9 protein-coding genes are annotated in these 13,183 nt (G+C 39.4%); 1 reads left to right on the top strand and 8 read right to left on the bottom strand.

What is annotated here, in order from left to right; genetic code table 11:
* Positions 1–2 precede the first annotated feature (2 nt).
* From ccoS to NK987_RS11815, 3 genes are all read right to left on the bottom strand, one after another.
* On the bottom strand, positions 3–191 hold the full coding sequence (gene ccoS / locus NK987_RS11805) for a cbb3-type cytochrome oxidase assembly protein CcoS (RefSeq protein WP_259263998.1): 189 nt from the start codon (positions 189–191) through the stop codon (positions 3–5).
* A 2-nt stretch (positions 192–193) separates the two neighbouring features.
* On the bottom strand, positions 194–2,632 hold the full coding sequence (locus NK987_RS11810; protein WP_259263999.1) for a heavy metal translocating P-type ATPase: 2,439 nt from the start codon (positions 2,630–2,632) through the stop codon (positions 194–196).
* A gap of 62 nt (positions 2,633–2,694) precedes the next feature.
* Positions 2,695–3,330: a hypothetical protein gene (locus NK987_RS11815; RefSeq protein WP_258424223.1), complete on the bottom strand. Its 636-nt coding sequence runs from the start codon at positions 3,328–3,330 to the stop codon at positions 2,695–2,697.
* A 270-nt stretch (positions 3,331–3,600) separates the two neighbouring features.
* Between NK987_RS11815 and NK987_RS11820 the strand changes: the two genes are divergently transcribed.
* Positions 3,601–4,272 (top strand): 3-keto-disaccharide hydrolase, encoded by a 672-nt coding sequence (locus NK987_RS11820; protein WP_259264000.1) that lies wholly within the window; start codon positions 3,601–3,603, stop codon positions 4,270–4,272.
* Between the two features lie 7 nt (positions 4,273–4,279).
* Here the strand turns inward: NK987_RS11820 and NK987_RS11825 are convergent, their stop codons facing one another.
* The 5 genes from NK987_RS11825 to NK987_RS11845 form a co-directional block, all read right to left on the bottom strand.
* On the bottom strand, positions 4,280–7,756 hold the full coding sequence (locus NK987_RS11825) for a hypothetical protein (protein ID WP_259264052.1): 3,477 nt from the start codon (positions 7,754–7,756) through the stop codon (positions 4,280–4,282).
* A gap of 131 nt (positions 7,757–7,887) precedes the next feature.
* Positions 7,888–11,604, bottom strand: coding sequence for an ATP-binding protein (locus NK987_RS11830; protein ID WP_259264001.1), 3,717 nt, complete (start codon positions 11,602–11,604; stop codon positions 7,888–7,890).
* A 51-nt stretch (positions 11,605–11,655) separates the two neighbouring features.
* On the bottom strand, positions 11,656–11,919 hold the full coding sequence (locus NK987_RS11835) for a hypothetical protein (RefSeq protein WP_258424220.1): 264 nt from the start codon (positions 11,917–11,919) through the stop codon (positions 11,656–11,658).
* 32 nt (positions 11,920–11,951) lie between these two features.
* Positions 11,952–12,500, bottom strand: a complete 549-nt coding sequence (locus NK987_RS11840; protein ID WP_258424219.1) for a DUF420 domain-containing protein — start codon at positions 12,498–12,500, stop codon at positions 11,952–11,954.
* Positions 12,487–13,155 (bottom strand): SCO family protein, encoded by a 669-nt coding sequence (locus NK987_RS11845; RefSeq protein WP_259264002.1) that lies wholly within the window; start codon positions 13,153–13,155, stop codon positions 12,487–12,489. Before NK987_RS11845 ends, NK987_RS11840 begins: the two co-directional genes overlap by 14 nt.
* Positions 13,156–13,183 lie beyond the last annotated feature (28 nt).

Below are 13,183 nucleotides of genomic sequence, written 5' to 3' on the forward strand. Positions count from 1 at the left end.
ACTTACTTAGATTTTGTTGATGGTGATGGTTCTTTTTTATCTTTGGTTTTTGGTTCATTATCAAACAGTATCCGGATAGCCGGAGTATGGTTATCATCAAACTGCCCTCCTTTCATAGCCCTGAAAAACAGGAAAAGAAAAGATCCTGCGAGGATGAGACTGATTGCGATCAATACAAATATGACTTCCATGGTTACCAGATTTTGTCTTTTAAGCCCCTTCTGTAGGCGAGATAATTGGTGGTCAGCGTGGTAAATACCACTACCGAAATACTGCTGATAGGCATCAGGATAGCACAGAATACAGGACTTACCAGTCCTTGTACAGCAAAGTAAACCCCGACTATATTATAGGTAAAGCTCAATCCAAAACTGGCTTTGATGATTTTTCTACTGGTTTTTGTAAAATCCAAAAAGGCAGGTAGTTTTTGGATGACTGCTGCATCCATGATGGCATCAGAGGCAGGCGAAAAATTCGTGATTTTGTCTGTCAAGGCAATACCAACTTGGCTCTCTCTCAAAGCGCCGGCATCATTGAGACCATCTCCTATCATGAGGGTATGGGCGCCGTTTTGATTCAGGTTTTTGATATAGGCAAGTTTGTCGCTTGGGCTTTGGTTGAAATTCATCAGTATCTGATTTCCAAAAACCTTGACAAGATTCACCCGCTCATGGTCTTGATCGCCCGAAAGAAAATGAACAGGAAATTTCTCATTGATATCAGAAACCACATTTTCTATTCCTTTGCGCAAACCGCTCTGAATGAAAAAATATCCCAGAAGCGTACCTTCCACTGCAAAAAACACGAGATTTCCACCTTCCGGCAATCCTTGTGTCCCAGCTCCGACAAAGTCCGCTGAACCCAACTTTATTTCTTGGGTTCTGTAAATTGTCCTAAGGCCTTTTCCTGAAATCTCCTCAACCTCTCCCAGTTTGATGGCTTTCACTCCATCAAGAGCGGTATTGATGCGGTTGCTGAGGGCATGGGTAGACTGATTTACCAATGATTTGATGATGGACTTGGATTCGGTCGAAAGGGGCTCTCCGAAATATTTGACAGAAGCTTCAGAAGTGGAAGTAAGTGTTCCTGTTTTGTCAAAAACAACTGTATCGACTTTGGCAAGCTTCTCAATGACATGTGAATTTTTGAGAAAGAATTTTCCTTGGCCAAACACCCGAAGGGTATTTCCCAATGTAAATGGAGTGGACATGGCCAAAGCACAGGGGCATGTGATGATCAACACTGAGGTAAAGGCCAAAACCCCCATAGATAGCTGACCTGTAACCCCCCAATAAATCAAAGCGCCAAAGGCTATTGCCAAGACAGTGAAAGTAAACTTTCCTGAAATCCTGTTTGCCAAAGATTCCAGACTGTTGACTTTTTCTTTATCAAAGGAATCGTTGTTCCATAAATCTGTCAGGTATCCCTGGGATGGGGATTTCTGAACAGTCAGGGTCAATGCTTTTCCTTTTTGTCGTCCACCCGCATAGATCAGCTCGCCTTTTCTTTTGGCAACAGGAACTTCCTCTCCGGTAACAAAGCTGTAATCGACAAATGCTTCTCCTTCTATTAAGATACTGTCAGCAGGAATCAATTCTTCATTTCTGACTTTGATGATATCGCCGACATTGAGTTTGATCAAAGGGATTACCTCCTCCTCATCCCGGACAAGTTTGGTAACCGCAACAGGAAAATAGGATTTGTAGTCCCTGTCAAAAGAAAGCGTATCGTAAGTTTTCTGTTGGTAATATTTGCCGATCAAAAGGAAAAAAAGCAAGCCTCCCAACGTGTCCATGTAGCCTTCGTTTCCCAAAATGAAAATGTCGAAAAGGCTGTAAGTAAATAGAGTGATTATCCCAATAGCAATCGGCACATCCATATTAACTGCCTTATTCCGGATCGAAAGCCAAGCTGAGCGATAGTAATCCGTAGCGGCATAAAAAAACACCGGTATGGAAAGCATGACATTGAGGTAATTGAAAGTTTTTTTGAAGCCAGCGCCAAGTAGTTCCGCTTCAGCAAAATACTCCGGCAAACTGAAAAGCATCATATTGCCAAAGCAAAATCCTGCTACTGCGAGCTTGTAAATCAGTTTTTTGTCTGTGACCTCCACCGTCTTTTTGTCCGCATCAGCTAGGTTGATGGCAGGCTCATACCCGATTCGGGAAAGCAACCTGACAACCTCTTTTAGGCTGATTTTGTCATGCAGGTATTTGACCTGGACTTTCTTTTTGATGAATTCTACCCTTCCGGAAATAATGCCGGAGTGGAGCTTATGGAAATTCTCAAGCAGCCAGATGCAGGAAGCGCAATGGATCAAAGGAATCGAAAAAGTAATATGTGTTTCTTCAGCGTTTTGGAAATCAATCAACTTCCTGACAATATCCAGATCATCCAGGTAATCAAATCTGTTGTCCCTTCCTGAAACTGATTTTTGGCTTAATCCAGGCTTTTCGGCTATTTCATAATAAGTACAAAGGTCACTTTCACTCAGAACTTCAAAGACCAGTTTACAGCCCGTACAGCAAAAATTCTTTTCTCCGATATGGAGAATTTCATCTTTGCATTCTTCCCCGCAGTGGTAGCAAGTAGAAGTTTCCCGTCTGATTGATGTATTTACCTGATTTGACATTTCGTACAATTTAGCTAGATAAAACCCTTAAAAACATGACAAAAATCATCTAATTCAATGATTTATAGGGCTAGGTAAAATGACAAACGATCGTACCACATACCGCCTTTGTAAAAATGAAAAAGGACTTTGGCCAGATCGGACTGGTAATTTTTTGTAGTCACCAAAAGTGTACAGTGGTGTTTGACAGCATATGACCAAAAATCACCAATCCTGTTGAAATTAAATTTAATAAAAGAAGTCTCAGCCGTAGAACCTGTTACCAATTGCACGATCTCTTGCTCTTCTCTCATTTTTGATTTGGGGATAAAGCTTGGAGAAATGATGGTGGCTTTGCTGCTTTTAATGTTATCCTGAAAGAGTTCAATAAAGTTTTTGATTAATCTGGCAGAAGCTGGAGTTCCATCGTAATGAAAAAGCAGGTTTTCAGTGGACATTTCCCTGTCAAAAAGTAGCACCGGGATTCCACATGGCTCATTTTCCAAAGCTTTTGGTTTTTCAAGTCCATGAAGCCAGTCAAGTACTTCCGGTAAATGAGCTGTATAAAGTGTTGGCCCCTGATGAGGATTGCACATCATTCCGGCTCCTCCTTTGGTAAGGTTTACCGGGAATCCCGAAGGTAGTTTTTCACAATAGTGAGACTTTATTATTTCCTCCGGAATTGCAAAATTTACTGTGTTGTCTACTTTCGAAACCATAGCTTTTCCAATCCTAAGCTACAAATCTAAAGTAAGGGTCAAATTTTTAGGGTGACATTAAGTAGGTTCAAACATGATTAAAATCATGTTTTTGGTCAAAAATGATTTTTATAAAATTTTTCTGATCTCAAAGACAATCATAACCATAGGCCTCACATTTTTTATTTCATTGAAAAACAATTACTTCTTGTTCAATTCGGACATATTTTGGATAATAATATGATAAATCCCAGATTGATTTCCCAAATTAATATCTGAAAGAATCAAGCTATGAAACGACTTCTGATTATCCCTCTTCTATTTTGCTCCCTCAGCCTTTTTTCGCAGTCTATCCGATTGTTTGATGAAAAATCTCTGGACGGTTGGTACATGGATATCCCTGACCTTCAAAAAGACAGTAGCAATAGAATTCCCTTTATTGTCAGGAATGGAATGCTCGTGAGCTTGGGAACACCAAACGGACATTTGCTGACTGACAAGGAATTTGAAAATTACAGACTGGAAATCGAATACAGGTTTGCATCTGAACCGGGAAACTGCGGTATTTTGGTCCATGCCTCAGGATCAAGAAATTTATACAATATGTTTCCCAAATCTATCGAAGTGCAGATGATGCATGAAAACGCCGGAGACTTTTGGTGCATCGTAGAAGACATCAAAGTTCCGGATATGGAAGCGCGTCGTGGCCCGAAGGAAAACTGGGGAATCACAGAAGGCAAAGGCAGGCGCATTCTCAATCTGACAGACGGATCAGAAAAGCCATTGGGCGAGTGGAACAAAATGACAATCAAATGTAAGGCTGATACCATTACTGTTTGGCTGAATGGGGATTTGGTAAATCAAGGCTACGGAGCCACTGCAAAGAAGGGAAAAATCGCTCTTCAAGCCGAAGGGGCTGAAGTGGAATTCAGAAGGGTGGAATTGTTTCCATTAGAAAAATGATCATCCATCAAAATAATGCCGTCACCTGCATCCTTCCAATATGAACCAAACGTTCAAGACCTTGTGAATTTCTTCCTTCGTAAACCACATTCATCTGAAGACCCTCTCCTATTTTTTGGAGCCAATTAAATGTCCAGGTCAGGTTATTGCCCGGAGTCAAAGCCTGTAACATTTCGTATCCCGCAGGTGAATTTGGCTGACCGTTGTACTCAATAAAAGTGTATTTGAAATTGGCGTTGATAGTGGTTTTAACAGCCTTTGCAAACCTAAAATCCAGACCCATCTGATGGGTACTTGACCTTTCATCGATTTCTTGGTTTGCGAGATTATGTTTATCAAGGTATTGATATATGACCGTTGACCGGAAAAGACTGCTTGGCTGCCAAGCTAATTCAGGGCCTATTCCCTTTTGCTCAATGAAATAATTTCTGTTGCTCAAAAAATCCGAATTGGCTATTCTGTTCCCTGTCTGAGCCAAGATCCTGAGGTTCAATACTGGACTGAAGTTATACCTCATATTTAATCTCCAATCTTTTTGGATCAGGTCATCAAAACCTCCTGAGAGCAACTGTTTGTTTTGACTATCAAAAAGCGACAAATCAAATCCATACTTGGCAGAAGACCTGTTGAAGAAAAAGGATGATCGGATCACCTGTCTGACAGAAATCAAATCCTCTGGAGAAAATCCGCCAACAAAAGGATTGACCCTATCCCAAAATTCATTGGAGGTGATTTTCTTCTCAATACTTAGGCTTGTGGTATTTGAAAATTTCTGTAGGAATTGTAGGACCCCTCCGCTTGTTTTCCAGGTATCCGGAAATCTTGCATTGAGTCGGTAATTGAAAATGGTGGTAAACGCCTGTACAAACTCAGACGTGGGAACAAACACCTTGATAAAACTTTTTTCTTCAGGATTGATGGCGATGTAGAATTCATTCAGCTGCTGGATTCCGTCATTGTTATCATCTCTCCATGCGTGGGTTCCTTCCCCGGTCGGGACAGGAAGAAAAATAAATTCACGTCTAAACTCACGCCCATTGCCTAAAGCATAACTGAGCTCATTTCTGAGATTGCCTTTGGCCAGTGTTCCCAAATAATCGACTTTGCTCAGTACAGTGGTTTCTTTTTCTTGATTGAGCCTGAGAAATTCAAGTTCTCTATAGGTAAATGTCGCTGTCAAATCATGGACCCCGAATCTCCTTTTCAATCCAAACATGCCTTGAAATGCCTCCGTATCAGGGGTAATCACGCCATTGACCGGAAATTTATCTTCTCTAATTGAGGCATTCAGAAAGAAAGAGTAGGGCAAGGTGTCATTGGATTTGAGGTACACAAGGTGTTCCAAAAAATTCATTGCTGTACTCACCACTGAATCCTTTTCGATATCTCGAACAGCGTTTCTATCGACCATGATCCTATACCCGGGAACCAAAACTTTGGAGCGGAATTGAAAATCACCGGTGTATCTCAGCCAATCAGAATTCAGATTTCGGACATTGGAATTTAACAGGAAAAAACTGTTTTTGACAAAAAACCACTTTCCTAATTGTTGATCCCATTTTGCAAGATGCTGGGTTCCGGCTAAAACCTGACCTCGATTTCTGAGGTTGAACCGATAACTGAAGGCATTGTTGAAGTCCTTGACCAATTCAACCTGGGTGTTGAAAATCCTCTCATGACCAGCTTCCATGGCATCTTCCGGATTAAGACTCCAATCCCTGTCAAATTCGATATATCGCAACCGGTCAATAAAGGTGAAATGTGTTGAGTTATATTCATACTCAGCCAATGCCCTAAATTTATATCCTTTAAAGCCATCCAAAACTCTGTTATCTGACACGATTCCTGATTTGACACCAAAGCCCCGGTTGGTCTCATTATCGATATCAGAAAAGAGGTTTTGGTCTGTATTTGAAAAAGCAACCTCGGTATAAACCTGCTCGTAGGCATTGAGTTTTATCCTTGTCCCGGTGGTAAACATCTGTTTTTTATTGGGAGCCGGAAGAGGTGAAAAGATGGAATAATTTCCTTGTGATATTCCATTGACCTTTGGTAAAAAAGCAAAAACAGGACCATTGGACAATTGGCTTTGTCTGATGTAATCCCCATTTCCTTGGCCAACTTCACTGAATGAGACTGCAAAGAAGGCTTCATCAGGATCATTGGAATATTCGAAATATTCAAAAGGCCTTCCTTGATCATCTATATCTGTAACTTTCCTATACAGAATCCGGTTGGGATCGAATGCGACACTATCTACTCTTGGCACAGCTGCAGATTCGACATCATTACCAACAGATGCCAAAAGCGATTTGTCTTGGTCAGACAGCTCAAAAAACAGCGGTCGGTTTCTGTTGTCTTGCTCCCTATATAAATTCATGTAAAAAGAAACCTTATCGGATTCCTGAATATGGTTGGCAGTCAGTATTGACCGTGAATAATTACGCTCTGCATATTCAAAATCAACCCGGATTCTGGTGTACTGGGTGATCAATACTTTTGGGGTAAAAGTGATTTCACCCTGATTGTAATCAATGACATAGTCATAATTGAATCCTCTCTGTAGCTGGACACCGTCCAAAAATACCCTTTCAGAATTGGCCATGATGATGACAAATCTTTCATTTTGTGGTCCCTGAATCCTGTATGGTCCAAGCGTTCCTTCCGCTACTTCCAAAACAATGGAAGCAAACTTACCCTTTGCAACAGAGGCGGCAGCTTGGGTAGATGCCCGCCACTTATCACCTACCAAATAATTGGTGGTGAATTGGGCTCCCTGCACATTCTTATAGTATCTCAAAAACTCAGATTTTCTCTGTTGCAACACCACATCCCCCGCAGCCAAACTCAGTTTGTCATTGTAAAGCTCCACGAGGATATTGTCAAAATCCTGAACTTGTTGGGTATTTCCTTCCGGCTGAAAAGGCACATTCTGATCCGTGATACTGGCCCTGATATTCAGGTTTTCGGTAAGTTGCCCGCTCATCTGAAGATTCAAAGATGAGTTTACAAACAGGTTTTGGGTATTGCCAAAAGAAATCCCCCGGGTAAGGTTACCGGATTTGTTCAGATTGGTACTTGGGAATAACTCTTCCCGAAAGTCAAATGTGGGAGTTGCCTGAACCCTGTTGTTTCTAAACATGGCAGTCGAATCATAATCTGCCAATAAAGTCCTATTGGCAGAAGTCTGGTTCAAGGCGTAAGGAAAAGTATTGTAGCAGATAAGAAGTGAGTCAACCTGAATTTTTCGATCCAATTGGATTTGGATATTGCCTGTATTGAGATCATAAGCGAAAAGATAATCCTTATCAGACCTATCCTTTATTTTGATACTTTCCGTCAAGACACTTAACGAATCCAGCAAAAACGATTTTGAAAATTTTTCGGAGGGAACCCACTTGCAGACTGAATTTTGGGAAAAAACAGAGGTACAGAATCCCAAATTCAGAATTAGAATCAAGACAAAATACCTTACCCGAATCATACTGTTATGCATATATCCTTGCTAAGGTAATATTTTCATCAAAAAGATGGATAACTCTCAGATTAAAAGCATTTTCTCCGATTTGAAAGCAAAAAATCCAGACAGAACAAGAAACAAACAAGTTGATTTTTTCACTGAACAGGAATTTCCTCCACCAGGTTGAAAGAAAGGAAAAAGGAAGTTCCTTTACCCTCTTCTGTTTCAAACCATATTTTTCCACCTTCTGTTTCTACCCCTCTTTTCGCAATTGCAAGGCCCAAACCGGAACCCTCGGATTTTGTACTGAAATTTGGCATAAAAATCTTATTTCTCAATTCGACGGGTATGCCCTTGCCGTTATCCTTTATTTCCAATACAACTTGGTCCTCAATAACCCTTAGAAAAACGAGGATTACGGATTTTTTGTGAGGTTCAGTTGCCTGAAATCCATTGATGATCAAGTTGGCAATGATTCTCCCAAATAGCTGTTTGTCTCCCATCACCGGGAGATTGCCTTCTTCGGTAAGATCCCCAAAGATTATTTTTTCGTTTTCCCTGTTTTTAAATAATTCTAATGTTCCCAATACCACCTGTTTGAAATCCATAAGTTCCTTTTTAGGCTTCGGCATTTTTGCAAAACTGGAAAAAGAAGTGGCAATATCACTCAATGTATCTACCTGATGAATCAAAGTCTCCAACGGCTGTTTGAGTTTTTTGGGATCGTCAAGCTTTCCTTCAGAATGCAACCGCAACAAATGCTGCAATGTAAGCTTCATCGGGGTGAGCGGATTTTTGATTTCATGGGCTACCTGTTTGGCCATCTCTCTCCAAGCGGATTCTTTTTCAGAACTTGCGAGGTCCTTTTTACTGGCTTCCAACTTAAAAAGCATGTTGTTATATTCATTCACCAGCAACCCAATTTCATCATTGGTAGGCCAAAACATAGGTTCATTATTATCCAGTCCAGTGACCTTAAGTTTTTGAGTGAGTAACTTGAAAGGAAAAGTCAGATTCCTGGAGACAAAATAGGAAATGAATAAAAACACGACAAAAACCAAAACGAATATATTGATGATATTACTCAATACATCTGCAATCAACAAATCCAACTCAGTCTCCGACTCAAAAAACGGGATAGCAACAATCGCCTGCACTTCCTGACCATCCTTAGACCTGATGGCAGAATATACTGATTTGAAAGTAAGATTGCCTATCTTCTCTTCCAAGAGCACAAGGTTGTTCTGTCCTTCTACCAATTCAACAATCGCATTTGGATTTATATAGTTGGTCAAAACCTTTTTGTCAAAAATGTTGGGTTGGGATGTGCTGACCAATATGCCTTCATTGTTATACAAATTTATATCCGTATTCGCATTCCCGGAAAGGTTGTTTATCGTTTCTAAGATCTCATCTTTTTCCAGCAACCCACTGTTCCTCTTTTCGATTACCGGGGAAAGGTTGTCTGTAACAAGTGAGGTTTTTTGAAGGTATTGCCTATGCAGTTCTTCCTGATAGGAGCTGGTAAACAAGCCTACGATGATAATACTGATAATCAGTATTGGGAAAAAGAAGGCGAAATTTAGGTACAATTGAAGCTTTGTGGCATAGTTAAATCTCAATGATTCGATTTTCTTTGAAAAGGCTCCAATAATCAAAGCACCAAGTGTAAATATGATGAAACCTAAAAAGAAAAGAGAAATATCTGCCAAAATGTAATAAATCGGATATACAGGAGAGGAAACCACCACTACCTTGTCCTGTTCTTTTACGCCGACATGATGGAATTTACCTTTGTAAATTCCTGAACTGAATAGAATGGATTGGTCCAGCAACTTCTCAATTCCCGCAGCCCTGTAGTTGAATAAACCCACTCCGTATTTGAGCTCGCCTTCCTCATACACAGCATAGTCAAACTTTTTATCGTTCATCCCTGCCATATATTTTTCATCTATAAGAAGCTTTGGAAAAACCGATCCGGGAACAATCCTTAACTGTCTCAGTTCCAAAAATACTGTTCCGATAAAAACATCATCCTTATACATCGGGATAAAAGCAAAATATTGATTTCCGTCCCCTTCTGTCCCTTTATGGATAAAGTATAAATCTTTGACTGAAGTGGCGAAATCGCTTTTTACAAATTGTATTTCATTTTCCTGCAACGTATTTGAATTATTCCGGTCCAAAAGATTCTCACCGAAATAATTGAAAACCTTCACTTTGAGGACATATTGATCAAAGTAATTGATCATATGGATTTTCCTGATTTTTTGCTCGATGAGCTCTTTTCTCATCAATGGGTCTGTCATGGAGTTTTTGATAAAAATATCCTGACTGATTCTTTCGATAATATCAGATAGAAAAAACTCCGCGAGGATATCATTTTCTACCAACATTTCGGTTCCAAAACTTGCTTTGGATTTAAAATTCCTCTCCAAATAAACCTGATGGGAAGCCACTCCGGTAATTATCGCAGCAATCAGGCAACCAAAGAAAAATGTCAGGAAAGTATTCAATCCAATAGTAAAAATGTATCTGTAAAGGTTAAAGTTGATGACAGCCACCAAAAAAATAAAGTGCGCCAGATAGGCTACCATCAATATCCAATTAAAGTAGGCCAAAACTGCGACTACGGGAACAGAAAAATAAATGATGATGTAAAGCGCCTTAGACTTGTTCAAAGGACTATTGTAAAACACCAGCTCCAAAGCCAAAACTGTAAATAAAAAATACCCCGCTCCACCTAGAAATACGATGGATAAACTGACAACCTTGAACCAATCCAAAGAAGGAAGACTCAATATATTAAGGTCCCATTGGGAATTGCTCAAAATATCAATGTATAAAGCATAAAAAAGGACCAAAAAAAGAGTCGAAAATAAATAAGCGATGATCAAAAACAACCTGCTGTCTTTTTTTATCTTTCTTTTTTCAAGCCAATTTTTAAAATCGTTGCTCGCTATAATTCTCAGAACCATAGCCAAGAGCACAGCTAAGCAGGTTATATTTAGAAAAAGGTCACCAAGACTTGGATTGATCCAAGAAGAAGCATAACCCGATGGATCAAACAACTTGTAGTCAAAATAATCCTTCGGAAACCTGAAGGCGAGCATGAGTGCTCTTATGGTAACCAAAACAGCAGAGGCTGCAATAAATGCTTTTACTTGCTTTCCTTTTCTCCACAATCCCAAAATAAGGTTTCTTGTTACCAATAGGACAAGGAAAAAAAGTGAAAAAAAGAAAATCATCAAAGCGAAACGACTGGAAGGTTCTGTAGGGATTTGATCAGGATCAAAATAAACAGAGAACAAAAACTCACCTTTGGATCCTTTTACATCCAATAATCCCTCTTCCTGAATAGCAGAAATACTCTTAAGGCCACTTGGGAAAATTTCAGAATTGAAACCAGATTCTAGATACTGATTTTGAAAATCTCTTTTAAAATACAGTGGATATAACTGGATGATCCAATATCCTTGATTATTGCGTGAGAACCTTCGTACCTTAGAAAAAAATATCCCCCTTTTATCTTCCATAATTCTTTGATTGGCTTTGGGGTTTATCCAATCAAAATCAGGCATAAATGAAAAATCAGACCAGTATATCAACTTTCCTGATTCACTGAACAGATAATAGGAATGAAATGAATCTATTGTCAGATTGGTAAAAGAAAATTCCTCTTCAGGTCGGTTTTTCAACAAAAGTTGTAGAAAGTCAGCATCAAACTCACCGTCAATTCTTTGGATTTCTTTTGAAATTGGCTTAATCAGTCTTTGCTCTTCATCTCTTTCAGTTAAAAAAAAATTAACCGCCAACAAAACACCCAGACTGATGAGGGTCACAAAAAGTAAAATCGTCCGAGTGTTTCGCATAACCATAAGTTAAGCAAAAAGCAAAATCTGTACCCAGATCTTGGCCATTAATTAAAATTTTTCTCCGTGAAAAAGGAATTTACTTTTTCTTTTTTTTGCATTCCTATACCAAAGGTATCCCAATACGACAGCCAAGGTGTAGGGCATGATCAAAAGGTAGAGGATCCCCATATTCAAACCTGCCCCAATAGTAGTTTCCCCATTGCTTACATTATTTTCAATCCCTGCCCGGCACATGGCACATTGAGCCCAAGTTGAAACATGTGACATCATGAAAAAGAGAAAAACCAAAAGATATCTATAAGTGAGTTTCATATAATTCCAAACGCTAGGTAAAACAAATAAGTTTAGAAGTTATAATATGGACTAATCATTAGATAAACGATCACTCCGGTGACAGTAACATATAGCCATATTGGAAATGCAAACTTAACAACCTTTCTATGTTTTACCCTTTGATCCGTATGACCATAATAGTAGGCCAATAGAATAGGAAATAATGCAACCGCTGCCAATACAATATGGGTGATCAGGATAAAGTAATATACTGGTCTGATCCAACCTTCACCTCCAAATGTAGTGCTTTCTGCTGTTGCATGATATACAACATAAGAAATCAAGAAAATAGCTCCCAAACCAAATGCAGCGGTCATTGCTGCTCTATGATACTCAATATTCCCTTTTTTGATGAATACCACACCTGCTATCAGTGCCAATGTAGCAGCTGAATTAATGACAGCATTCAAATGGGGAAGAAAATATACCCAATCACTTGCTACGTCTATTTTGGTAGGCATAAACAAAAGGATCGCCACCAAAACAGGTACAATCACCGCTATAATAGAAATCCATCTGATTATTCCTTTCTCGGAATTTACAACACTACTTTGTTCCATGTAATAGAATTTTTGTCTCTAATATCAATTTATCAACGTCTTCGCGGTTTGTTCCACTATAATATCCTCTAATTCTTCCTTGTCCATCTACCAAAACGAATTTGTCACTGTGAACAAACTCTTCAGGCTGACCCTCTCCGTCAATTGTTGGAAGTATAAATCCACAGCGGGCCAGGTTATAAATCAAGGATTTGTCCCCTGTCAAAAAAAACCATTTACCGGCTGTAGCCATATGCCTTTGGGCATATTCAGCTAACACCTCCGGAGTATCATATTCCGGATCTATAGAAATAGAGTAAATCTGGATTTGATCATCATTTCTGAAAGCATCATCAACTCTTTCAAGCTCTGTAGACATGACAGGGCAAATACTTGGGCAGGAAGTAAAGAAAAAATCCACAATGGTAATTTTTTCGGCCATTTCTTTGCTTCCTCGGGATTGGCCATTTTGGTCCAAAAGGGTAAATCCAGGAATATAATGCTGACCTGAATCTGTCATTTTGCATTCACTGAGTGGATCCTCAACTCCATTTTGGAAAAACACCGGAATATCATATTGGTTATTCCCGAAAGTTTTCAAAAACAAAAAAATCACTACGGGAACCAGTAGAATACAAACCAAAACCAAACCCTGAAGAATTCTCAATCTTTTCATTATTGTTTTTTTACTTAAACAAAAAAAG

The organism is Aquiflexum gelatinilyticum (assembly GCF_024813435.1).
Taxonomy (GTDB): Bacteria; Bacteroidota; Bacteroidia; order Cytophagales; family Cyclobacteriaceae; genus Cognataquiflexum; species Cognataquiflexum gelatinilyticum.